Here is a 22,147-nt window from a genome sequence, read left to right as displayed (position 1 = left end):
TTCCCATCCCGAACAGAGTAGTTAAGCCCGTTAGCGCAGATGGTACTGCTGTATTGTGGGAGAGTATGTCGCCGCCTTCTTCTTGAAAACCCCTTCAGATCTCTGAAGGGGTTTTTTTATACCCTTATTTTATCTAAACTTCCTATCATCCGCTTCAGGATTAACTACCATATAAAAAAAAAGCAGCCCTGTGGCTGCTTTTGTTGTTTAGTTGGATAAGTTATATAATCTCCGATTCTCTTATAATTATCGACCCATCACATCCATGTCCCTTCTTACTCCTTGTCAAAAAAAGCATTCACCATGGTCATAATTCCTTTAAACATAAAAAAAATAGCGGCGAAGGAGGCCAGAATTCCAAGAAGGAGAATAGGAATATATAAATCTTTATCCTGATTGTTAAATGCACTATATAAAACAGAAGGTCCTATTAACGCCAAAGGCAGGGCTCCGGCTAAATATTTGATTCCTTTACTTAGAGTTTTCCTGTTGGTATGTTTCATTATTCTACGTTATAAATTATAGCATCAGCTTCAGAAAGCCGAAAATAACCAAAAGGATAATTTTCCGGCCGGGTTTGGTTGATTATATTTCCTTTTACCGTTGCCGGCATAGTTTCAAACGGCCCACCATTTCCGGTTCCTACCTGGGACCGAAGAATGAATAGATAATTATAGTAATCTTTACTTATCCCTTCCATCTGGATTAATATATCATTTCCACTCTTAATATCTTCCGTTGAATAGTATCCAAAAATTTGGTTACCATTGGTAAATTCATCTTCGTAGATCTCAAGGCTTAAGTCTTCGTCTTCAAATTTGAAAAGGTAAAAATCTTCAGTTTCTACCGGATCTGTATAATAAGCCTTTATTTCAATTTCATCTCCTGCAAATCCTCCTGAATTTAATTGCTCAACATAGTCTATCTCCGAGACCGACTGTAATACTTCACTGGCGGTGTATAGATCACCATTATATTCCAATTCCATTTGATATTTCATCTCAATTTGAGGTTGGAAATTTTCGTTTTTATATATTCCATTTTCGGTATGGGTAAAAAGGAATATATCATTGTTGCAATTAGTTACCATGATGTTCGCATCTGTAACAGGTAATCTTTCCCTATTATAAAATGGGGTGGTTTGTGACAATTTTATTTCCTGGGTTGAACCTGCGCTTCCTTTAAGCCAGATTAGTGAGGCTTCAATTACCAGACGTGGTTCTGTTTTGTCCAATTCTACATCAATCACTTCTTCACAGGAAGTGAAAAGTAAAAGAATGACCAGCAATAACTTATAAAACCTGTACATCGCTAAAATTTAAAATTATATGTAATTGAAGGGATTATACCAAAAAGGGTTAACCTTACGGCCTCATTGGTATTGGTTTCAGAATTCCCCCGGAAGGAAATTGAATATGCATTTTGCCGGTTGTATACATTATAGATCCCGAAATTCCAGGAAGACTCCCAGTTTCGATTCTTTCTCTTACCCGGAGTAAAAATGGCGGCAATATCAAGCCGGTGATAATCTGGTAACCTGTCACCGTTTCTGTCTCCATATACCGGAATGGTAATCCCTTCGTATTCATATTGTGCATTAGGGAAGGTTGTGGCCAGTCCTGTCTGGAAAATAAAATTTGCATTAAGGTCCCACTTTTTATTCAAGTCATAGCTGGTGGTCAGGGTAAAATCATGTGTTTTATCATAATTAGTATGATACCACAATCCATTATTTATTCCCGGTTCAAGAGCATTCCTGCCCGGTGTCCTTTGTTCAGATCTGGACAAGGTATAAGCGATCCATCCATTAAGTTTCCCGGTGTTCTTCCTAATGAGCAATTCCAAACCATATGCGCGGCTCTCTCCATTTAAAACGATGCTTTCCACATTGTTATTAGCAATTAAATTTGCTCCGTCTATATAGTCTAAGCGGTTCTTTATTTTTTTATAAAAACTCTCTACTTCCAGGCTATAATTACCTTCCTGTATATTTCTATAATAACCTGCAGCAAATTGATCCAGTAACTGGGGTTTAAGATAGGGGCCACTGGGAGTCCATACATCCAAAGGTGTAGGAGAGCTTGTATTCGAAATTAAATGTAAATATTGGGCCATTCGGTTATAGCTTAATTTTACGGACTGATCTTCAGAAAATGAATATGCCAAAGAAATTCTTGGCTCTAAATTATAATATGATTTCAGGACTTTACCTCTGGAATAATTCTGAGTTGATATAACTTCAGCTTCGGAATAAATATCCCTATTCGCATCATACTTTACGGGTTGATCATTTTCATACGAACTCACTTCATTTTGACCCATTCTTATAAAATTGCTTAACCTTAATCCATACTCAGCTGAAATGCTTTTACTTATTTTATGTTCCGCAGAAATATAAACTCCGTTTTCAAAAGCATATTTATTATTCAGTTTAAAATAATTTATACCCGATTCTTCATTGATAGGCTCTATTTCCCCGGGATTAAATTTATAGTAGGTGGATTGCAGTCCATACTTTAACTGAAAGGAATCATTTAAATAATGGTTGAAATCGTATTTTAAATTGAGGTTTCTTATCCCGCTGTCCCAGTTAAAGCCTACAAAATTTAGACTTAAACCATAATAGTAGTCACTATAAATGGCTGAAAGATTAGAGAAAACATTCTCTGAAAATATGTGGTTCCATCGAAAATTCATTACCGCATTGCCATATGTATTTTCAAAATTCTGACTGATATTAAAAACATCCCTCCCAAAATACCCTGATAACAGGATCTTATTTGAATCGTCCAGTTTATAACTCAATTTGGTATTTAGGTCAAAGAAATAGGCTGAATTTTCATTATCCGTTAATTTTAGAAAAAGGTGCGCGTAAGAACTTCTTCCTGCAATTAGAAAGGATCCTTTATCTGCAATTACGGGCCCCTCTGCCAGTAATCTACTTGAAATTGCACCAATCCCGCCCTGAACCTTAGTTTCTTTGCTATTCCCATCTCGCTGGTAAATATCAAGGACTGAAGAGACTCTGCCGCCATATTCTGAGGGGATACCACCTTTATATAGTTTGATATCCTTAATCGCATCCGGATTAAAAACCGAAAACAGTCCGAACAAATGAGAGGAATTGTAGATCGTAGCCTCATCCAGTAAAATAAGATTCTGATCAACCGCACCACCTCGTACATTAAATCCGGAAGATCCTTCACCAGCATTCGATACTCCTGGTAAGAGCAGTAAAGAGCGCACAACATCAACCTCCCCAAAGACAACCGGTAATTTTTTCATGGTATTAACGGAAAGGCGGTTAACACTCATTTCCGGTTTTTTAATACTTAAAGCTTCATTATTATTAGTAATAACTATTTCTTCCAGGTTCTCTGAAGACTCGTTTAATTGAAAATCCAGCTGAAGATTTTCGTTTAGGGCTATTGTTTTCTCTATATTTTGATAGCCTAAATAAGAAATGAGAAGTTTATAAGTGCCTTCAGGAAGTTTTATGGAATAGAATCCGTAGTCGTTGGTCGTAACTCCCGTATTTAATTCCGGAAAAATAATATTTACGCCAATCAGTGTTTCATTACTGCCGGCATCAGTTACATTCCCCCGAAGTGTGAAAAAATCCTGAGCATTTATGGAAAATGAGAGTAGTAATAAAAATGGGAGGAATAAATATTTTCTCAAATTCAATTTTTATTAAAAATAGTTCTAAATGGTCTAATAAAAAAGCTTAGCGTTCACTTAGCTGATAGGAGGGTTCCTGAATTCTTGAAAAGCGAAAAAGAAATATAAAACTCGCCATAAAACAAATAAAAATCACAGCTGCCAGAGGCAATGAGCTTTTGGTGTGAAACTGACTTAGAATAAAAGAAGTAAGTGCCCCGAGGATCATTTTTAAACTTCCTATTAGAGCTGAAGCTCTACCAGCCTTTTTTTTGAAAGGTTCCAGGGATAGGGTGGTGGTATTTGGATTTTGAAAACCTAAGAGGAATAACATAAGGAATAATAAAAGGACGCTTATTATAAACGTATTTCCACTGAAGACATTTATTAGAAATAAACCTGATAGTATTACCAGAGTGATACTATTAAAAAAGGTGATTTGAAAAGTTGAATATTTTTTTAGAAACAAACGGTTAATTTGGCTTCCGAGGATCAAGCCTCCTGCGTTCAACCCGAATAAAATCCCAAATTCCTTTTGAGACAGATCGAAATTTTCCATGAATAATTTAGGTGCATTGGATATATATGCGAACATTGCTCCAATGGCGAAACTTCCGGAAAGGGCGAAATTCCAGAATTTCTCGTGAACCAGAATTCCATAATACTTTTTAATTACCTGGACTGGTCTCAGATTTACTTCCCGGTCCGGCTCTATGCTTTCGGGTAAAAATTTGCTGACACTTATGATCATCAAACCACAAAAAAATGCAAGAAATAGGAAGATCATTTCCCAGCCATAGGATTCAATGATCATACTGCCAACCGTAGGAGCAATTATAGGGGCTCCTCCCATGATGAGCATTAAAATTGAAATAGCTCCGGCAACCTCATTTACAGGAAAAATATCCCTAACAATCGCTTTTGCAGCCACCATTCCCGCAGCAGCTCCTACCGCAAGGAAAAACCTGGAAACTATTAGCCAGTCCAGAGTTGGAGAATACATACAACACAGCGATGCTATCAAATACATCCCTAAACCCATGAGCAAAGGTCTTTTTCGACCATATTTATCCATGATAGGTCCATAAGCAAGTTGCCCTATGGAGATACCTATAAAATAACTGGTTAATGTAAGACCGATCTCGCTTACTGTAGTATGGTAATCATTTGCTATATTTTCAAAACCGGGGAGGTAAGCATCTATGGAAAATGGCCCCAGGGCTATCATAGTTCCAAGGACCAATAAAATAATGTATTCCTGTTTTTTATTTCTCTCAGCAATTCTTTCCTGCATTTTACAAATTTCAGGAAACCCTGGTTGTTGTTCTAATTTGCTAATGAGTTTAACGAAAGATTAGGCTGAATTTTAAAAATTGCTTTAATCATACCAGATTTAATTACCGTGGACTATCAGGAATATTTGGATTTTTAATAATCCCCGGAAATAGCTTACTTTACTGTATAAAAATCTCACCTTTGCAGAAATGATTATAAGAATGGGACACATCCCGAAGAATTCCTCTGTAATTTGAAAACTTTTATAAAAAATGTCCTTTAAAAAATTAAATCCGCCCTTAAAAGAAGCTATCTCTAATTTAGGTTTTGAAGCTCCAACTGCCTACCAAAAGAAAGTGCTTCCAAAAATAAAAAGTGGAGCTGATCTATTTGCATTAGCACCCGCGGGAAGTGGAAAAACTACAGCGATGATTATAAGTGTAATTCAGAAATTAAATTCTGAAGCATTTGAAGATTCGCCCAGAGCATTGATTTATGTAAAGGATAAAGAAGCAGCCCTGGAGCTCGCAGATGAATTCAAAAAGTTTACGCGGGAAATGGATCTTAGGATCTATTGCGCTTATGAAGAACAACATATTGAACACCAGAAGGATGATATCTATTACGGAGTGGATATTGTAATTGCTACTCCAAAACGATTAGGGAAATTGTTCTCAATGACCGGTATTCATCTTGGTCAATTACAACTTTTTATACTGGAAGATGCTGAGTTTTTATCAAAACCCGGATTGTATGAGGATGTGGTAAGAATCCCATTAAGCATCAATAAATGTCAATATCTGGTTTTTGCCGAAAAAATGGAACCTAAAATGGAACGCCTGCGTGATCTTTTCATGGAACGCGCAATGATCGTTAAAAAAAAATAGCCCTGAAATTCAGGGCTTTTTTATTCTATATAAATTTTTGATTAAGCGTCGGTTGCTAAAATCTCATTTAATTTATTACTCGGTCTCATTGCATTTTTAGTAAGATCCTCTTCAGGCATATAATAGCCACCTATATCAACCGGTGATCCCTGAGCATCGATTAGATCCTGCAATATTTTATCCTGATTCTCCTTCATCATTTTAGCGATCTTCTCAAAATAAATATTCAGATCCTTATTACTTGTTTGAGTTGATAATGCTTCAGCCCAATATAGTGCAAGATAGAAATGACTACCACGGTTATCCAACTCGTTCACCTTTCTGGAAGGAGATCTACCTTCATTCAGGAATCTTTCTGTAGCTTCATCCAAAGCATCAGCAAGAGTTAATGCTTTTGAGTTATCATATTTATTACCTAAATGTTCCAGAGAAACAGCCAATGCAAGGAATTCACCAAGAGAATCCCATCTTAAATGTCCTTCTTTTACAAATTGCTGAACATGTTTAGGAGCAGATCCACCGGCACCGGTTTCAAATAATCCTCCACCGTTCATCAATGGAACAATAGAAAGCATTTTTGCACTTGTACCTAACTCAAGGATCGGGAATAAATCTGTTAGATAATCTCTTAGTACATTTCCGGTTACAGAAATGGTATCTTTTCCGGCCTTCACTCTTTCTAAAGTATATTTAGTAGCTTCAGTAGGAGCCATTACTTTTAGTTCAAGCCCTTCTGTATCATGTTCCGGAAGATACTTGTCAAGTTTGGCGATCAATTGAGCATCATGAGCTCTTTCCTTATCCAGCCAGAAAACTGCCGGCATTTTGGTAGCTCGTGCTCGTGAAATTGCAAGCTTGATCCAATCCTGGATAGGTGCATCTTTAGTCTGGCACATTCTCCAGATATCTCCGTTTTCAACCTTATGTTCAATTATAACATCTCCATTGGAATTGATTACTTCTACAACTCCATCACCTTTTATTTCGAAGGTCTTATCGTGTGAACCGTATTCTTCAGCTTTTTGAGCCATAAGACCAACATTAGGAACTGTTCCCATAGTTGTAGGATCAAAAGCTCCATGTTCCTTACAAAAATCTATGGTAGCCTGGTAAAGTCCTGCATAAGAACTATCAGGAATTACGGCTTTGGTATCCTGAGTTTTACCTTCAGCGTTCCACATTTGCCCAGAAGTTCTGATCATGGCCGGCATGGAAGCATCAATAATAATATCACTTGGCACATGAAGGTTAGTAATCCCTTCATCTGAATTTACCATGGCGATATCCGGACCATCTTTAAGGTCTTTTTCAATTGTTGCTTTGATTGCATCCTTCTTATCGGCTGGTAAACTATCTATAGCCTTTATAACATCGCCCAGACCACTGTTAGGATCTGCACCGGCTTTGTCAAGTTCTGCACCATACTTTTCAAAAACATCTTCAAAAAATACTCTTACCGCATGACCAAAGATAATAGGGTCTGATACCTTCATCATAGTGGCCTTCATGTGTAAAGAAAAAAGCACATCTTTTTCTTTAGCATCCTTAACCTCTTTACGTAAAAAGTCAAGCAGAGCTTTTTTACTCATTACGGAAGCATCGATCACTTCACCGTTCAATACTTTTAGTCCATCTTTAAGAACCTGCTTGTCTCCATTATTTGAAGTGAACTGTATCCTTAAGGTATCCTCGTTTTGAAGAGTTAGAGACTTTTCGTTCGATCTAAAATCGCCATGGCTCATTGTAGCAACATGTGTTTTAGAACCTGAACTCCAGTCACCCATTCTGTGAGGATTCTTCTTGGCAAAATTCTTAACGGCTTTTGGAGCACGTCTGTCTGAATTTCCTTCTCTAAGAACTGGATTTACAGCACTACCTTTTACTTTATCGTATCTGGATTTTATATCCTTTTCCTTATCATTTGACGGTTCATCCGGATAATCCGGGATTGCGAAACCTTTGGATTGCAACTCAGAGATGGCATTTTTTAGCTGAGGAACAGAAGCACTGATATTAGGTAACTTAATAATATTAGCTTCCGGTTGTTTAGCCAGTTCACCTAATTCGGCTAGATCATCAGAAACTTTCTGATCTTCTTTTAAGAAATCCGGAAACTGAGAAAGAATTCTTCCGGCCAGTGAAATATCACGTGTTTCCAGGCTTACCCCGGCGGCTTTAGTAAAAGCTTCAACAATAGGCAGGAAAGAATAAGTAGCCAGCATTGGCGCCTCATCAGTCTTCGTATAAATTATTTTTTCTTTTTGAGACATTTTATATGTTTTTGGTTGCAATAAAATCAAAGAAAACCCTGGAACTTACCAGGGGTTTTTCGCTCGCGCAATATACGTTTTTTCAGTCTTTTTTCCTAAAGGAATGGGGGATGGGAGCTGTTAAGTTCTCTTAATATTGGAATAAAAAAAAGCCATTTCATCTTAATTTCTAAAATGAAATGGCTTCAGGAAGAGTAAACTTATTAATCTAATGATAAAAGCATTTAACTTCTTGGAGTTCACTTTTCCAAATCAACCTTATTTTACCAACGCAAAATAAGACTGAAACTGCTTTTACTTTTCAAACTGATTTTGATCAAACAAAATACTGACGTTATATAGAAAGTAAAAACTATGTAAAGAACTTTGCTTTACAAGAAAATCGTAAAAAGGAGAATCCTCTTGTCATCTCTATCTTTCAATTTTCTAATACTAAATATAAGAAATTATATGATGAGATCTCTCAACTTTAACTTTTTATAACAGAGGGATTTAAAAATAAAAAAGCTCCGAAAAATCGGAGCTTTTTAAAATTGTATAGAAGTTAAAATTATCTTTTAGCTTCTTTAATACGAGCTTTCTTACCAGTAAGACCTCTAAAGTAGAAAATTCTTGCTCTTCTAACTTTACCTCGCTTGTTGATTTCGATTTTTTGAATCGCCGGAAGGTTGATAGGGAAAATTCTTTCTACCCCAACAGTTCCACTCATTTTTCTAATTGTGAAGGTTTGTGAAGATCCGGTACCTCTTAACTGGATAACCACACCTCTAAAGAACTGAGTTCTTGTTTTTTGTCCTTCCTTAATTTCGTAATAAACAGTGATCGTATCTCCTGCTGAAAATTCAGGTAGATCTTTTCTTTCTACGAATTCGTCCTGTACGTATTTTACTAACGATTCCATTATAATTAGTTTAAAGTAATATCCCAAACAACATTCACGGTTTTCGCCAGAGGTTATTTAAGAATGAGTGCAAAATTAATCAATTTATTTAATAGAACAAGTCTGGAATGAAAAATTATTCTTCTTCTAGTAAATCAGGTCTTAAGGCCTGTGTTCTCTCGTATGCCTGTTGCTCACGCCATGCTTCTATCTTCGGAAAATTCCCTGAAGTTAATATTGAAGGTACTTCCCAGCCTTTATATTCGGCAGGGCGGGTATATACCGGAGGAGCCAAAAGATTGTCCTGAAAAGAATCTGTTAGCGCTGAAGTTTCATTGCCTAATACACCCGGGATCAATCTAATTATCGAGTCACATAATACCGCTGCACCAAGCTCTCCGCCAGATAGCACATAATCACCAATCGATATCTCTTTAGTGATAAAATGATCCCTTACTCTTTGATCCACTCCTTTATAATGACCACATAAAATGATCATGTTTTCCTGCAGAGATAACCTGTTGGACATTTTCTGATTCAGCCTTTCCCCATCAGGAGTCATATAAATAATTTCCTGATAGTCTCTTTCGGCCTTCAGTTTTGAGATACATTTATCTATTGGTTCGATCATCATGACCATCCCTGCACCGCCACCAAATTGATAGTCATCGACCTGTTTGTAATTATCGGTCACATAATCTCTCAAATTATGCAGATGAATTTGAACCAGACCTTTTTTAATCGCTCTTTGTAATATCGAAGCTTCAAAAGGACTCCTTAAAATATCCGGTACTACCGTAATAATATCTATTCGCATGGTTTAAAATTCAGAAAATTGATTGTTAAGAATTTCCAGTAGATTTATTTCGTTCATCCTGAAGCATTCTTCCAAGGCGTTGCTCTTTCTCTAACGCCTTTGTTCTGTAGGTGTCAAATTCCTTTTCGGTTTCGTCAAGCTTTTGGCGTGCTTCTTTGGTGGCCGCATGTGAACTCTTATAACGGAAGAAGAGGATCAATAGAATTACCACAAGAATACCTACAATTCCCCACATCATTCCTTTATAACCGCCTTTAGAAAAAGGCATGCCCAGGAACATCAACGCATCTTTCTCTTTGGTCACACGTTCCAGTTCATCACGGGTAGCGGCAAGATCTGCCTTTAATTTCTCGATCTCATCATTTTGTTGATCAACCGTATTTTTTTGAACGATGATCTCCTCCTTTAATTCGGTAATATAATTTCGGGTGGTGTTTCTAAGTTCGATAAGTTTGTCATAATCCACAACCTTATAACCCTGATAGTTATTGGATTGCTTGATAAGGCTTGTAAATTCATCCTGAACAGGGGTTTCCGTTTCCAGACTGTCTATCTGGGCATTCATCTGAAATACACTGGCAAGAGCTATAACAGCTGCAATGTAAAATTTGTTACTCATGTTTCTGGTAATTGATTATTTCTGGGTTAATTAAACATCAACGAGCGAATAATAGAGTTAGTATATTTCAGATTTTCGGACGGAAAATTCGCTATGGTGACTTTTTAATTTCTTTTGAATCAGTTTTTTAATAATTCTAAAGTGGCGCAAAAATAAAAAAAACCTGCCGGATTGGGCAGGTCTTTTATTTAAAAATTCAATTTCCTAGTAATAGGTGAACCTTCTTACTTTAGCAATATATTTTGCCAGGCGAATAACCTGATGGCTATAGCCATACTCATTATCATACCATATATAAAGGATCACGTTCTTTCCATCTGCAGATACAATAGTAGCATTACTGTCATAAATTGCAGGAGCTGAAGATCCTATTATATCTGAAGATACAAGTTCATTATCTACAGAATACTGGATTTGTTCCACAAGTTCTCCTTCAAGAGCATATTTTTTAAGAATGGAATTTACATCTTCCAGACTCGTTTCTTTTTCAACTTCCAGATTTAAAATTGCCAGAGATCCGTTAGGAACAGGTACACGAATGGCATTGGAAGTTAATTTTCCTTCAAATACAGGAAGTGCTTTAGATACTGCTTTCCCGGCACCGGTTTCAGTGATTACCATATTAAGTCCGGCAGCACGACCTCTTCTATATTTACTATGCATATTATCAACCAGATTCTGGTCGTTTGTATATGCGTGAATAGTTTCCAGGTGCCCATGTACAACTCCAAGGGAATCCTGCACAGCTTTTAATACCGGAGTTATCGCATTGGTGGTACAAGATGCAGCTGAGAAAATATCAATTTCGTCTGGATTGTGTTCTTTTTGGTTTACCCCGTGAACAATATTTGGAATCCCTTTTCCCGGGGCTGTAAGCAATACTTTTTTAGCTCCTTTTGAAACTAAATGTCGGCTAAGGGCTTCCTTATCTCTAAAGGCTCCTGTATTATCGATGATCAAAGCATTGTTGATGCCGTATTTTGTATAATCAATATCTTCCGGTTGATTGGCAGAGATCATATGTACGGTAGTCCCGTTAATGATCAAAGCCGAATTCTTCACATCGATATTTACCGTTCCGCTAAACGGACCGTGAACTGAATCACTCTTTAATAAAGAAGCACGTTTTTCCAAAACACTTTCGTCTACCTTTCCACGGGTAACGACAGCTCTTAATCTTAACTGGTTTCCTTTTCCGGTTCTGGTCATTAATTCCCGGGCTACCAGGCGTCCAATTCTACCAAATCCATAAAGAACTACATCTTTAGGAGTAACCTCTTCAGTTAATTTAGCATCCTTCAGCTTGTCTGATACAAAGGCCATGGCATTGTTGTGAGTCTGCCCGTCCAGATGAAACTCATAAGTAAGTTTCCCAATATCCAGTTTTGCCGGAGGAAGGTTAAGATCCTGAATAGCTTTCGCAATTTCTACAGAATCGAAAATAGAAATAGGTTTTCCAACAAATTCACCGGCATACTCGTGAAGATCAAGAATGTCACTAACATTTCTGTTAATCAATTGATTTCGGAACAAAACCAGTTCAATTGACCTATCATACCAAAGATCACTAACGATGTTGATGAATTCAACAGTAGCTTTACGGCGATCTGCCTGGAAAGAAAGCTCTTTTTCGTAAACTTTATTAAAGTCCATTTTAAGTTATGTTGTTATAATTTCCGGCAAAAGTATATATTTCAAACGTTTTCGTAAAGGTTTTTTAAATAAAAAACCCTTCCAAACGGGAAGGGCTAAAATTGGTGTGACAAAATTGTTTTATCTCCAGATCATGCGTTGTTTTTCTCCTCTAATATTATAGTAAGTAACTACAATAGGATTGGATCTGCTTCGGCTTTCCATGATATCTTCCACATCATTAATGGATTTTACCGGGATATTATTTATTTCTGAAATAATTCCGCCAATCAAATCTTCTGAAGGAAGGTCCGGAGCAAGGGTACGATTGATTCTCACTCCGTAAGGAGCTTTAAAAGATTTTAATTCTTCTGAACTTATATTTGAAACTTCCAGGCCTAGAGCTGCGATCTGGTAGGTTTCCAGCTTGGTTAATTCAACTTCTACAGTCTTTTCTCTGCCCTGACGTAAAAGGATCACCTTTACCTTGTCTCCCGGTCTTTTAGAATTTATATACCCGGTAAGATCGGCAAACTTCTTAATTTGAATGTCATCAATCTTTTTAATGATATCCAGCTCTTTAATTCCGCTTTTTTCTGCTCCACTTCCCGGGGTAACCATAGCAACTATCACTCCCTGAGAGGTTTCCAGATCCAGTTCTTTGGAGACTGCATTATCTATACTTCTTCCTCTAATTCCTAAAATCCCTTTTTGAACATCTCCATATTCTATAATGTCTTCTACAATTTTGCGGGCATTGTTGGAGGGAATGGCAAATGCATAACCAATATAACTTCCGCTTGGTGAGCTAATCGCAGTATTGATACCAATAAGTTCACCATTTATATTAACCAGGGCGCCACCGCTGTTTCCGGGATTGATCGCAGCATCGGTTTGTATAAAAGATTGAGGTGAGTTATCCTGCATATTTAAATCACGAGCCTTCGCACTGATGATTCCTGCAGTAACGGTTGATTTTAAATTAAATGGATTTCCTACAGCCAGAACCCATTCCCCAATTTTGGTGTTATCAGAATTTCCGAAGGGAATATAGTCAAGTTCAGATTCGGGATTTATTTTAATTAGCGCGATATCAGATGCTGGATCACTCCCTATAACCTCGGCTTTAAAAGTTTTATTATTGTTCAGCGTTACTTCAATTTCACTAGCACCTTTGATCACGTGATTATTGGTGACAATATAACCATCTGGTGTGATGATCACCCCGGAGCCGGCACCTTGTAAAGCTCTGCCGCCATTACTGCCATACGGGTTGTAATCCCAGATACTGCGAGGTCCTTTGAATACCGCTACATTTTTCACATGTACTACAGCATGGATGGTTTTTTCGGCAGCTTCAGTAAAATCCACGTTGGTTCCATAAATGGTATTAGTATTGCTCACCGGGAGAACAACATTTTTACCGGAAGGATTTTCTGTAAAAAAATCACTTTGGTCATCCTCTATAAAAAGCTTGTAACTTCCTAATGTAATAGCTCCTCCCAGAGCAGAAACAAGAATCAGGTTTGCTATTTTCTTCATAAGTAAGTTTAATTTAGTTATAAAACCTTTTAAATAGCCATTTATTATAGCTGCAGTACTATTTAACGGCCGTTTAACACCAAATATTTCCTATTCAAAATTGTATATTTGTGCCTTTTAGAATTTACTAAATGAAACTAACATTCTATAAATATCAGGGCACGGGTAACGATTTCGTTATGCTTGACAACCGTGATAAAAATTTCCCCAAAAATAATACCAAATTGGTGAAGGAATTATGTGACCGCAGGTTTGGTATTGGGGCAGATGGCTTGATATTGCTTGAAACTTCAGAAATAGAAGGCGATGATTTTAAGATGGTGTATTATAATGCTGACGGGAATGAAAGCAGTATGTGCGGGAATGGTGGCAGATGTCTCGTTGCCTTCGCGAAATATCTGAAGATCATTGAAAATTCGGCAGTTTTTACTGCCATAGACGGGAAACATGATGCCGTTATAGAAGGAGAGCTGGTTAGTTTAAAGATGCAGGATGTATCCGATATCAAATTGGAAAAAGAATATAGTTTTCTTGATACAGGATCACCGCATCACGTGATCTTCTCCCAAGGCTTACAGGAGCTTAATGTTCCCCAAAAAGGAGCTGAAATCAGATATTCTGAATTATATAAATCCCAGGGAGGATCTAATATAAATTTCGTGGAACAAGTCTCTGATGATACTTTTTCTGTACGAACTTATGAAAGAGGAGTGGAAGATGAAACGCTTTCCTGCGGGACGGGCGTTACTGCGGTTGCGCTGGCTGCCTTTGAGACAGGACTGGCCAAATCAAGGCAAATTGAACTGAAAACCCCGGGTGGAGATTTGGAAGTTAAATTTGAAAAGGGAGACAGTGGGTTTCATTCTATATGGCTCACTGGTCCAGCAATTCAGGTGTTTAAAGGTGAGATCGTATGTTAACATTACAGGGAAAAAAGGTATATCTGCGGGCACTGGAACCAGAAGACCTTGATCTGGTTCATAAGATTGAAAATAACGAGGATTTTTGGGAAATTAGTTCTACACAAACACCATATTCCCGGTTCCTTATCAGGCAATATATCGAAAATGCTCACAGGGATATTTATGATATTAAGCAGTTACGACTGGTTATTTGTACCAAAAGAGGTAGAGCAGTTGGCCTGATAGATGTTTTTGATCTGGATCCTCAAAACCAGAGAGCTTCATTGGGAATATTGATAGCAGATAAAAAAGACAGGAAAAAGGGTTTTGGGTCTGAAAGTCTTTCTTTGCTTTGCGATTATTGTTTTACGCATTTGGGCTTACATCAGGTATATGCAAATGTTACTGATGGTAATAAGGACAGCCAGAAAGTTTTTGAAAATAACGGATTTAGAAAAGTGGGTGTCAAGAAGGAATGGACCCTTTTTAAAGGTAAATATAAGGATGAGATCCTTTATCAATTGATCAACGATGTACATTAAGAAAATAGTTCTGGCAATTGCCGTAATTGGATTAATAGGTGGAGGAATATTCAGTTATTATATCTACAACAGTATATTTACTTCCAACACCACTTTTAAGGAAGATACCAAAGTGGTATATATCCCTACCGGCTCTAACTTCTCCCAGGTTTTAGATTCGGTTTCTCCGCTAATAAAAGATGTAAAGTCATTTTCTCTGGTAGCCGAAAAGAAAGGTTATGCTGCCAATGTTAGACCGGGAAGGTATATTATTCGCAAAGGCATGAATAATAATGAGCTGGTTAACAATCTTAGAACCGGGAATAAACCGGTAAAGGTGGTATTTAATAACCAGGAGCGCCTTGAAAATTTAGCCGGAAGAATCGCTACTCAAATCGAAGCTGATAGTACTGAGTTGATTCAGGCTTTTAAGGATGCAGATTTTTTACAGAAAAATGGTTTTGATGTTCGAACTGCACTGGGAATGTATGTTCCAAATCAATATGAATTCTATTGGAATACTTCTGCGGTAGAGTTTCGGGATAGGATGAAGAAAGAATATGACAAATTCTGGACTGAAGAGAAATTACAGAAGGCGGAACAAATTGGACTTACTCCGGAACAGGTAATAACTCTGGCATCAATTGTTCAGAAGGAAACGGCGAAAGTAGATGAAAGGCCGAAGGTGGCAGGGGTTTATATGAATCGTTTTAAAAACGGCTGGAAACTGGATGCAGATCCTACCGTTATATATGCCGTTAAAGAATCCACGGGGAATTTTGATACGATCATAAAAAGAGTGCTCTTTAAAGACCTTAAAATCGAATCTGCATACAATACTTATAAAAACCGGGAATTACCTCCGGGTCCCATCTGGATGCCGGATATTTCCTCGATCAATGCAGTATTAAATTACGAAGATCATGATTATTTCTATTTCGTTGCCAATGTGGAAAATTTTGGATATCACAAATTCGCTAAAACCCTGGCTCAGCATAACCGAAACAGACAGGAATACATTCGCTGGATCAATAAAAAAGGGATTAATCGATAGGCTTTAGTTTCCTAAAAACATTAGGAATTGTTTCTCTTGAAAGTTAGAAAGCTGTTAAATCTATTTTTATTTAAAAAAGGTTTAACACTCTGTAAGTCAGATTATTAAAAAAAGTAGTACATTTGCGCGGCTAATATGAAAGGGGCGTGGTTTTAATTTTAGAACCCGCCAATAACCTTTCGAAAACAAAAGTAATGAGAAAGAAAATTGCAAAATTTTCAATCTTGCCTCTTGCAGCAGGCTCTATATTTTTTAGTTTTTCGACTAAAAAAGCTGCGAATCTGGATCTGGAATTATATTCCACTTCCAATATGGAACTGGATTATACAGTTCCCGACCTTAGGGATGAAATCCAACCGGAATATAAACTATCCCATACCTCCCCATTTTTAGGTAAATCTTATGTAGGTTTTAAAGAGGCTTTGGCCTTTAAAGAATCTGGGGGAGATTACAAGACCATTAATGAGTATGGTTACCTTGGAAAATATCAGTTTGGAAAAGGGACTTTAAAATTAGTGGGTATTTATGACACCGTAAGCTTTATGAATTCTCCTGCATTGCAGGAAGCAGCCTTTTATGCCAATGCATCCAGAAATAAATGGATACTGCAAAGGGATATTAAGCGATTTGTAGGGAAAAATATTAACGGTGTTGAGGTTACTGAGTCCGGTATTCTTGCCGCTGCACATCTTGCAGGGCCGGGAAGCGTAAAAAAGTATTTACGTAGCTGGGGAGCTCAGGCATTCAGCGATGCATTTGGAACTACTATCAAAACCTATATGAAGAGATTTGGTGGGTACGATGTTTCCTTTGTGAAAACTGAAAAGAATGCCAGAGTTGATCTAAGTAAGTTTACTTCCTAATTAAAGATCTTTCTGAATTATAAATATAGCTGGTCTTTTATGAAGATCAGCTTTTATTTTTTTCCATTCTGAAGCTGTTGCAGTTTTGATGAATTCTGTTTCCAGAGAAAGGTCGCAGGCAACACATATTCTTGTCGAAGGATGTAAATTTTGAGTTAGATCTTCCAGAAATTTATTATTCCGGTAAGGAGTTTCGATAAATATTTGTGCCTGTTCTTTTTCAGCAGAGATCCTTTCCAGGTGTTTTAGCTCATTTTTTCTTTCCTTTTTATCTATAGGAAGATATCCGTGAAAAGTAAAGCTTTGACCGTTCATGCCGCTGGCCATCATTGCCAGTAAAATGCTGCTTGGTCCAATAAGGGGTACTACCTGTATATTGAATCTATGAGCTAATTTCACGACTTCTGCGCCGGGATCGGCAACACCGGGACAGCCTGCTTCGCTAAGTAACCCAATATTCTTACCTTCTTTAGCGGCATTGAGAAAAGCCGGAATATCTGCGGCTTCCGTGAATTTATTCAGTGAATTTAATCGTAGTTCCTGCTGAGATTTTTCAGGCAGTATGCTTTTTATGAATTTTCTGGCAGATTTTTCATTCTCTACAATGAAATCATTGATGTTTTCGATGATCTTACTGTTCATGGGAGGAAAAACCTTGTCTGGATGTGAATCCCCCAGACCCACCGGAATGAGATATAATTTTCCGAAGGTTTTATGGTCTAAGCTCATAGAGTTCCTTTCCTGATTTTTTCGGCGATCCTTTCGCAAGCTTCATCAAGCATCATATAAACATTTTCAAATCCCTGCTCACCTCCATGATAGGGATCGGGAACATCTACGTTTTCTGAAGGGAAGATTTCATCAAGAATAAGGTGTACTTTTTGACGTTCTTCATCTGTCTCGGCCATGGCGATAACATCTTTAAAATTGCTGTTATCCATCACAAAGATGTGATCAAAGTCCTGAAAGTCTTTTTTTGAAAATTGTCTCCCCCGTTGCTGGGTGATATCGAGTCCGTTCTTTCGGCCAATGGCAATGGATCTTTTATCCGGCTCTGAGCCAACATGCCAGCTTCCGGTACCTGCAGAATCTACAAATACCTCGTAAGGATCTGTTTTGGATTTTAGAAGACCTTCGGCTAAAGGTGATCTGCAAATATTACCTAGACACACCATTAAAACCCTGGTTTTCATAAATATAAATTTTAAAGGGTAAGTTTTTTATTCAGATCCTCTACAAATTTCTTGAACTGTTTATCTGTGGCTGCAAGGTTGTCTACAGTTTTACATGCATGAAGTACGGTAGCGTGATCCCTGCTTCCTATTTGCGAGCCAATACTAGCAAGAGATGCTTTGGTGAACTTTTTAGCAAAGAACATGGCCAGCTGTCTCGCCTGTACGATATGGCGCTTTCTGGTTTTGGACTGTAAGGTATCCACATCCATCTGGAAATAATCACTTACTACCTTTTGAATATAATCAATGGAAACCTCACGTTTAGTATTCTTAACGTAGTTGTCCACGATCTTTTTCGCCAGTTCAAGGGTTATGTCTTTTCTGTTGAAAGAAGAATGAGCGATAAGAGAAATAATAGCTCCTTCAAGCTCGCGAATATTTGTTTTTATATTATTCGCTAAAAACTCAATAATGTCCTGCGGCATTTCCACACCGTCGCGGTAGAGTTTATTCTTTATGATGGAAACTCTGGTTTCAAAATCGGGGTGCTGTAATTCAGCTGAAAGTCCCCACTTGAATCTTGAAAGTAAACGTTGCTCAATATCCTGCATATCTACAGGAGCCTTATCACTGGTAAGGATCACCTGTTTTCCATTTTGGTGTAAATGGTTAAATATATGGAAGAATACATCCTGAGTTCCTGCTTTTCCTGATAATAGTTGAATATCATCTACAACCAGCACATCGATGATCTGATAAAAATGAATAAAATCATTTCGATTATTCTTCTTAACAGATTCTATGTATTGTTGGGTGAATTTTTCCGCAGAAATATAGAGAACGGTTTTTTCGGGATATTTATCCTTAATCTCCACACCTATAGCATGAGCAAGGTGGGTTTTACCTAATCCAACACCTCCAAAGATTAATAGAGGGTTGAATGAAGTTCCTCCGGGCTTGTTTGCTACAGCCAGCCCTGCTGATCTTGCCAACCGGTTAGATTCTCCTTCCAGGAAATTCTCAAAATTGTAATTTGGGTTTAACTGGGATTCTATTTTTACATTCCTTATTCCCGGAATGATGAACGGATTTTTAAGCTCCGGACTTTTATTTTTAATTGGAACGTCTACTTCCTGGGAGGCCATTTGAGAACGCTGGGTACTCGGAATCTTTTCAGTAAAAGGTAACTTGTTGCCATAAGTGTTTTCCATTTTGATCACATAGACCAATTTGGCTTTGTCACCAAGTTCTTTTGTAAGAGAAACCTTTAATAATTTCACGTAGTGCTCTTCGAGCCATTCGTAGAAAAACTTGGAAGGTACCTGAATGCTCAAGGCACAATCTGTTAGTTTCACTGCTTGGATAGGTTCAAACCATGTTTTGTAAGCTTGAGGGGTAATGTTATCCTGAATAAATGACAGACAGTTATTCCAAACCGATTGCGCAGTTTTTGACATTATTTATTAAACTTTATTTTAGGTTAGTAGAAAGTTATTAGGTAGTTAGAACTTTTTAAGATTACCAACTTGAGTGGAACAAATATGTGAACAAATTATCTGAAAAAAAAACCATTTACATGTTGAATTTTAAGAAAAATTTATGCATACTTACTTCCCGGCCTGAATATATAAATCTTTCATCAAAAGGTTATCAATTTTCACATGAAATCACACAAAAATTTTATAAAAGTACGATATGCCGAAACCGATCAAATGGGGGTGGTACATCATGGTAATTACCCGCAATACCTTGAAATTGGGAGGCTTAGCTGGCTCGACTCTCTTGGGATCTCTTACAAAAGTATGGAAGAGCAGGGGATTATGTTGCCGGTATTCGAATTAAATTTGAAATACCATAAACCTATTACTTTTGATGAAAATATAAGGCTGGAAACTCGCCTTCGTGAAAAGCCTAATGTCAAAATTATTTTTGACTACTCCTTGTATAATGAACAGGACGAATTGGTAACAACAGCTTACTCTGTACTGGTATTTATGGACTCAAAATCACGTAAACCCATACGCTGTCCTAAGTATATTTTAGATAAACTTGATGTTTAACTCTTAAGTTTGGAAATTTTTACTTTGTAGGTGCTGTCGAATTTTGAATAGATTTCCTCAACATCTTTTTTTCTTACTGCGATAAAGATCTTGCAGTCTAATTCCAGTTTTTGATCGATAACATTTAAATTGTTTTGTTTGATTACCTGCATCACCTTATTCATTTCGGGATAATCAAATTGCACAACAAATAATTCATCGATGGTGCGGGTAAGAATATCTATGCTTTCCAATGCCATTTGAGCTGCGGTTTTATATGCATTGATAAGTCCGCCTACCCCGAGTTTTACTCCTCCAAAATATCTCACTACCACTATCAATATATTGGTGACTTCAAAGGATTGGATCTGCCCATAAATTGGCATTCCGGCGGAGTTAGAGGGCTCTCCATCATCGTTAGCACGGTAGTGCCGGTCATCTTCAGATTTTCCAATTTGCCAGGCATAACACCAGTGCCTCGCTTTGTGATGCTTAGCCCTTAAAGATTCCAGATGCTGATTTGCTTCTTCTTCGGTCTTAATAGGGAAAGCATAACCAAAGAATTTGGAATTCCGGTCCTTAAATAGAACTTCCGGAGAAGGTTTGGTTATACTTTTATAAGTGTCTTTCATATTGCACTATTAGCTACAAGAATGATACTTAATACTGCCAGCGCCAGACCAATCCAGTTTTTTCTTAGCAATTCTTCTTTAAAAAGGACGATCCCCAATAAAGTGGAAACAGCAACAATGGCAACATGATTTATGGTGAAGATGGTGGAGCTTTCAAAACCTTCGCTTCTTAAGGCCATTACCAGAAAGTAGATGGAAAAGTAATTTGGAATCCCCAAAGCGATTCCGCCCAGGATATTCCGGAAATTAAACTCCAGTTTTCCCATTATCGCCTGTACAGTAAGGATAATTATTCCAATTAAACCTGCGGTAGCAAAGATGGTGGAGGAGAAAAGGCCTACATCTGTCTTTGATACATAAGTGGTTTCCAGATATTTAATGCTGGTATCGATAATTCCGCTGCCTAAAAAAACTAATAATGGGTATATCAGGTTTTTAGGCTTGATGCTTATTCCGTCTTTTGTTTTGATGGAAGTGAGGTATACTGCGGCTAAAGCGAGTATAATTCCCGTTAACTTTAGAAACCCCAGGCTTTCGTTATACAGGAAAATTCCAAATAATACCGGGATAGCCACAGACATCTTGGTGGCCACGGCAACTACCGATAATCCGCTTTTTTGGGTGGTAATCGCGGCGAGATTAAAAACGCTTATAAATAATGCTCCAAGCATAAGCGCTCCCGGAAACCATTTTTCTGAAGGAACATGCGAAAGATCTGATCCTTCGATATACCCAAAAAAACCAACGGTACAGGCTATAAAATAATTTACAACGATAGCCTGAAGGGTGTTTACATTGTATTTTTTGTATAATCTAAAGACCACAAATATCACTGTGGAAGAAAGAACGCTTAACAGCAGGTAGGTCAAAACAATTTGCTTTTAGTGGTAAATAGATCAATTATATCTTCCCGGGTGGGTTCCAGATTCCAAACGTGAAAACCTAAAGCAGCAGCACTGTCAGTATTTTCTTTGGTATCATCAATAAATAAACATTCCCCGGCCTTCAGGTTGTGTTGATCCAGTACAAACTGATAGATCTTAGGATCGGGTTTCCTTAAACCAATTTCGTGCGAGAGGTAAAATGAATCAAAACAATTTTTGAAGTCTTCAAAAAAATCTACCCTGCTTTTGATATTATTGATGTGGTTCTTATTCGTATTGCTTAAAAGAATTAGTTTATAATTCTTTTCTGCCGCCAGTTTCTGAATAAATTTCAACCGGTATTCCGGGAAATCCAGTAATATGGCATTCCAGGATTGTAAAAACTCATCATGTTGAAGTTCCGGGAATTCAGTTCTGTAATGCTCAGAAATTTCATCAGAAGAAATAAATCCCTGTTCGTATTCTTTATTCCGGGAAATCATTGCTTCTGGTAAG

General features: G+C 37.5%; 22 protein-coding genes and 1 rRNA gene. 7 read left to right on the top strand and 16 right to left on the bottom strand.

What is annotated here, in order from left to right:
• Nucleotides 1–80: ribosomal RNA gene (gene rrf, locus ACNKXV_RS11945) — 5S ribosomal RNA — on the top strand; the annotation flags it as partial.
• Between the two features lie 195 nt (nucleotides 81–275).
• Here rrf and ACNKXV_RS11940 read toward each other — a convergent pair.
• From ACNKXV_RS11940 to ACNKXV_RS11925, 4 genes are read right to left on the bottom strand one after another with little or no spacing between them, the layout of a single operon-like run.
• Entirely contained in the window at nucleotides 276–503 is a 228-nt protein-coding gene (locus tag ACNKXV_RS11940) for a DUF6095 family protein (RefSeq protein WP_417907963.1), read from the bottom strand.
• A complete protein-coding gene (locus tag ACNKXV_RS11935; RefSeq protein WP_417907962.1) occupies nucleotides 503–1,309 on the bottom strand; it encodes a DUF4249 domain-containing protein in 807 nt (268 codons plus the stop codon). The genes ACNKXV_RS11940 and ACNKXV_RS11935 overlap by 1 nt, the downstream gene beginning before the upstream one ends.
• 2 nt (nucleotides 1,310–1,311) lie before the next feature.
• Nucleotides 1,312–3,681, bottom strand: coding sequence for a TonB-dependent receptor (locus tag ACNKXV_RS11930; RefSeq protein ID WP_417907961.1), 2,370 nt, complete (start codon nucleotides 3,679–3,681; stop codon nucleotides 1,312–1,314).
• Between the two features lie 46 nt (nucleotides 3,682–3,727).
• Nucleotides 3,728–4,954: a multidrug effflux MFS transporter gene (locus ACNKXV_RS11925; protein WP_417907960.1), complete on the bottom strand. Its 1,227-nt coding sequence runs from the start codon at nucleotides 4,952–4,954 to the stop codon at nucleotides 3,728–3,730.
• A gap of 253 nt (nucleotides 4,955–5,207) precedes the next feature.
• Here ACNKXV_RS11925 and ACNKXV_RS11920 point away from each other — a divergent pair, with 253 nt between their 5' ends.
• A complete protein-coding gene (locus ACNKXV_RS11920; RefSeq protein ID WP_417907959.1) occupies nucleotides 5,208–5,822 on the top strand; it encodes a DEAD/DEAH box helicase in 615 nt (204 codons plus the stop codon).
• 41 nt (nucleotides 5,823–5,863) lie between these two features.
• Here the strand turns inward: ACNKXV_RS11920 and ACNKXV_RS11915 are convergent, their stop codons facing one another.
• The 6 genes from ACNKXV_RS11915 to ACNKXV_RS11890 form a co-directional block, all read right to left on the bottom strand.
• Complete coding sequence (locus tag ACNKXV_RS11915; protein ID WP_417907958.1) at nucleotides 5,864–8,092, bottom strand: NADP-dependent isocitrate dehydrogenase; 2,229 nt, start codon at nucleotides 8,090–8,092, stop codon at nucleotides 5,864–5,866.
• A 550-nt stretch (nucleotides 8,093–8,642) separates the two neighbouring features.
• On the bottom strand, nucleotides 8,643–8,993 hold the full coding sequence (gene rplS / locus ACNKXV_RS11910; protein ID WP_417907957.1) for a 50S ribosomal protein L19: 351 nt from the start codon (nucleotides 8,991–8,993) through the stop codon (nucleotides 8,643–8,645).
• A gap of 115 nt (nucleotides 8,994–9,108) precedes the next feature.
• A complete protein-coding gene (trmD, locus tag ACNKXV_RS11905) occupies nucleotides 9,109–9,789 on the bottom strand; it encodes a tRNA (guanosine(37)-N1)-methyltransferase TrmD (RefSeq protein WP_417907956.1) in 681 nt (226 codons plus the stop codon).
• Between the two features lie 25 nt (nucleotides 9,790–9,814).
• On the bottom strand, nucleotides 9,815–10,408 hold the full coding sequence (locus ACNKXV_RS11900; RefSeq protein ID WP_417907955.1) for a hypothetical protein: 594 nt from the start codon (nucleotides 10,406–10,408) through the stop codon (nucleotides 9,815–9,817).
• A gap of 204 nt (nucleotides 10,409–10,612) precedes the next feature.
• Entirely contained in the window at nucleotides 10,613–12,061 is a 1,449-nt protein-coding gene (locus tag ACNKXV_RS11895; protein WP_417907954.1) for a glyceraldehyde-3-phosphate dehydrogenase, read from the bottom strand.
• A gap of 120 nt (nucleotides 12,062–12,181) precedes the next feature.
• Nucleotides 12,182–13,582 (bottom strand): trypsin-like peptidase domain-containing protein, encoded by a 1,401-nt coding sequence (locus ACNKXV_RS11890; RefSeq protein WP_417907953.1) that lies wholly within the window; start codon nucleotides 13,580–13,582, stop codon nucleotides 12,182–12,184.
• Nucleotides 13,583–13,713: 131 nt separating this feature from the next.
• On the opposite strand from ACNKXV_RS11890, the gene dapF reads away from it, so the two are divergent.
• The 4 genes from dapF to ACNKXV_RS11870 all read left to right on the top strand — a co-directional run bounded on the left by dapF (nucleotide 13,714) and on the right by ACNKXV_RS11870 (nucleotide 16,922).
• A complete protein-coding gene (gene dapF / locus ACNKXV_RS11885) occupies nucleotides 13,714–14,502 on the top strand; it encodes a diaminopimelate epimerase (RefSeq protein WP_417907952.1) in 789 nt (262 codons plus the stop codon).
• The gene (locus tag ACNKXV_RS11880; RefSeq protein ID WP_417907951.1) at nucleotides 14,496–15,026 is read left to right on the top strand and encodes a GNAT family N-acetyltransferase; all 531 of its coding nucleotides are present in this window, start codon (nucleotides 14,496–14,498) and stop codon (nucleotides 15,024–15,026) included. Before dapF ends, ACNKXV_RS11880 begins: the two co-directional genes overlap by 7 nt.
• Nucleotides 15,016–16,059: an endolytic transglycosylase MltG gene (gene mltG, locus ACNKXV_RS11875; protein WP_417907950.1), complete on the top strand. Its 1,044-nt coding sequence runs from the start codon at nucleotides 15,016–15,018 to the stop codon at nucleotides 16,057–16,059. Before ACNKXV_RS11880 ends, mltG begins: the two co-directional genes overlap by 11 nt.
• A gap of 194 nt (nucleotides 16,060–16,253) precedes the next feature.
• Nucleotides 16,254–16,922 carry a lysozyme family protein gene (locus ACNKXV_RS11870; RefSeq protein WP_417907949.1) on the top strand — a complete coding sequence of 223 codons (669 nt, stop codon included), beginning with the start codon at nucleotides 16,254–16,256 and terminating at the stop codon, nucleotides 16,920–16,922.
• On the opposite strand, the gene ACNKXV_RS11865 is transcribed toward ACNKXV_RS11870, so the two are convergent.
• Genes ACNKXV_RS11865 through dnaA form a run of 3 tightly spaced genes read right to left on the bottom strand, consistent with a single transcriptional unit; the run spans nucleotide 16,923 to nucleotide 19,554 of the window.
• Nucleotides 16,923–17,651: an SAM-dependent methyltransferase gene (locus tag ACNKXV_RS11865; protein WP_417907948.1), complete on the bottom strand. Its 729-nt coding sequence runs from the start codon at nucleotides 17,649–17,651 to the stop codon at nucleotides 16,923–16,925.
• Nucleotides 17,648–18,115, bottom strand: a complete 468-nt coding sequence (locus ACNKXV_RS11860; protein ID WP_417907947.1) for a low molecular weight protein-tyrosine-phosphatase — start codon at nucleotides 18,113–18,115, stop codon at nucleotides 17,648–17,650. The genes ACNKXV_RS11865 and ACNKXV_RS11860 overlap by 4 nt, the downstream gene beginning before the upstream one ends.
• Before the next feature lie 11 nt (nucleotides 18,116–18,126).
• Nucleotides 18,127–19,554 carry a chromosomal replication initiator protein DnaA gene (dnaA, locus tag ACNKXV_RS11855; RefSeq protein ID WP_417907946.1) on the bottom strand — a complete coding sequence of 476 codons (1,428 nt, stop codon included), beginning with the start codon at nucleotides 19,552–19,554 and terminating at the stop codon, nucleotides 18,127–18,129.
• Nucleotides 19,555–19,758: 204 nt separating this feature from the next.
• Between dnaA and ACNKXV_RS11850 the strand changes: the two genes are divergently transcribed.
• Nucleotides 19,759–20,157 carry an acyl-CoA thioesterase gene (locus ACNKXV_RS11850; RefSeq protein WP_417907945.1) on the top strand — a complete coding sequence of 133 codons (399 nt, stop codon included), beginning with the start codon at nucleotides 19,759–19,761 and terminating at the stop codon, nucleotides 20,155–20,157.
• Here the strand turns inward: ACNKXV_RS11850 and ACNKXV_RS11845 are convergent.
• From ACNKXV_RS11845 to ACNKXV_RS11835, 3 genes are all read right to left on the bottom strand, one after another.
• The gene (locus ACNKXV_RS11845) at nucleotides 20,154–20,768 is read right to left on the bottom strand and encodes an IMPACT family protein (RefSeq protein WP_417907944.1); all 615 of its coding nucleotides are present in this window, start codon (nucleotides 20,766–20,768) and stop codon (nucleotides 20,154–20,156) included. The two genes, ACNKXV_RS11850 and ACNKXV_RS11845, sit on opposite strands and share 4 nt — an antisense overlap.
• Nucleotides 20,765–21,637 (bottom strand): EamA family transporter, encoded by an 873-nt coding sequence (locus ACNKXV_RS11840; protein ID WP_417907943.1) that lies wholly within the window; start codon nucleotides 21,635–21,637, stop codon nucleotides 20,765–20,767. The genes ACNKXV_RS11845 and ACNKXV_RS11840 overlap by 4 nt, the downstream gene beginning before the upstream one ends.
• Nucleotides 21,634–22,147, bottom strand: a 514-nt coding sequence (locus ACNKXV_RS11835; protein ID WP_417907942.1) for an HAD-IA family hydrolase, incomplete at its 5' end; no start/stop codon positions are given. The genes ACNKXV_RS11835 and ACNKXV_RS11840, both read right to left, overlap by 4 nt.

The sequence above is a fragment of the Christiangramia aquimixticola genome (genome assembly GCF_048285835.1).
Taxonomy (GTDB): Bacteria; Bacteroidota; Bacteroidia; order Flavobacteriales; family Flavobacteriaceae; genus Christiangramia; species Christiangramia aquimixticola.
This window is presented reverse-complemented; position numbering and strand designations above follow the sequence as displayed.

What these genes read in the sequence shown, in the direction of transcription:
- rplS (WP_417907957.1), bottom strand. Translation starts at nt 8,993, where the DNA reads ATGGAATCGTTAGTAAAATACGTACAGGACGAATTCGTAGAAAGAAAA.
- ACNKXV_RS11925 (WP_417907960.1), bottom strand. Translation starts at nt 4,954, where the DNA reads ATGCAGGAAAGAATTGCTGAGAGAAATAAAAAACAGGAATACATTATT.
- ACNKXV_RS11865 (WP_417907948.1), bottom strand. Translation starts at nt 17,651, where the DNA reads ATGAGCTTAGACCATAAAACCTTCGGAAAATTATATCTCATTCCGGTG.
- dnaA (WP_417907946.1), bottom strand. Translation starts at nt 19,554, where the DNA reads ATGTCAAAAACTGCGCAATCGGTTTGGAATAACTGTCTGTCATTTATT.
- ACNKXV_RS11940 (WP_417907963.1), bottom strand. Translation starts at nt 503, where the DNA reads ATGAAACATACCAACAGGAAAACTCTAAGTAAAGGAATCAAATATTTA.
- ACNKXV_RS11935 (WP_417907962.1), bottom strand. Translation starts at nt 1,309, where the DNA reads ATGTACAGGTTTTATAAGTTATTGCTGGTCATTCTTTTACTTTTCACT.
- ACNKXV_RS11880 (WP_417907951.1), top strand. Translation starts at nt 14,496, where the DNA reads ATGTTAACATTACAGGGAAAAAAGGTATATCTGCGGGCACTGGAACCA.
- dapF (WP_417907952.1), top strand. Translation starts at nt 13,714, where the DNA reads ATGAAACTAACATTCTATAAATATCAGGGCACGGGTAACGATTTCGTT.
- ACNKXV_RS11900 (WP_417907955.1), bottom strand. Translation starts at nt 10,408, where the DNA reads ATGAGTAACAAATTTTACATTGCAGCTGTTATAGCTCTTGCCAGTGTA.
- ACNKXV_RS11850 (WP_417907945.1), top strand. Translation starts at nt 19,759, where the DNA reads ATGAAATCACACAAAAATTTTATAAAAGTACGATATGCCGAAACCGAT.
- mltG (WP_417907950.1), top strand. Translation starts at nt 15,016, where the DNA reads ATGTACATTAAGAAAATAGTTCTGGCAATTGCCGTAATTGGATTAATA.
- ACNKXV_RS11860 (WP_417907947.1), bottom strand. Translation starts at nt 18,115, where the DNA reads ATGAAAACCAGGGTTTTAATGGTGTGTCTAGGTAATATTTGCAGATCA.
- ACNKXV_RS11895 (WP_417907954.1), bottom strand. Translation starts at nt 12,061, where the DNA reads ATGGACTTTAATAAAGTTTACGAAAAAGAGCTTTCTTTCCAGGCAGAT.
- ACNKXV_RS11870 (WP_417907949.1), top strand. Translation starts at nt 16,254, where the DNA reads ATGAGAAAGAAAATTGCAAAATTTTCAATCTTGCCTCTTGCAGCAGGC.
- ACNKXV_RS11920 (WP_417907959.1), top strand. Translation starts at nt 5,208, where the DNA reads ATGTCCTTTAAAAAATTAAATCCGCCCTTAAAAGAAGCTATCTCTAAT.
- trmD (WP_417907956.1), bottom strand. Translation starts at nt 9,789, where the DNA reads ATGCGAATAGATATTATTACGGTAGTACCGGATATTTTAAGGAGTCCT.
- ACNKXV_RS11890 (WP_417907953.1), bottom strand. Translation starts at nt 13,582, where the DNA reads ATGAAGAAAATAGCAAACCTGATTCTTGTTTCTGCTCTGGGAGGAGCT.
- ACNKXV_RS11845 (WP_417907944.1), bottom strand. Translation starts at nt 20,768, where the DNA reads ATGAAAGACACTTATAAAAGTATAACCAAACCTTCTCCGGAAGTTCTA.
- ACNKXV_RS11915 (WP_417907958.1), bottom strand. Translation starts at nt 8,092, where the DNA reads ATGTCTCAAAAAGAAAAAATAATTTATACGAAGACTGATGAGGCGCCA.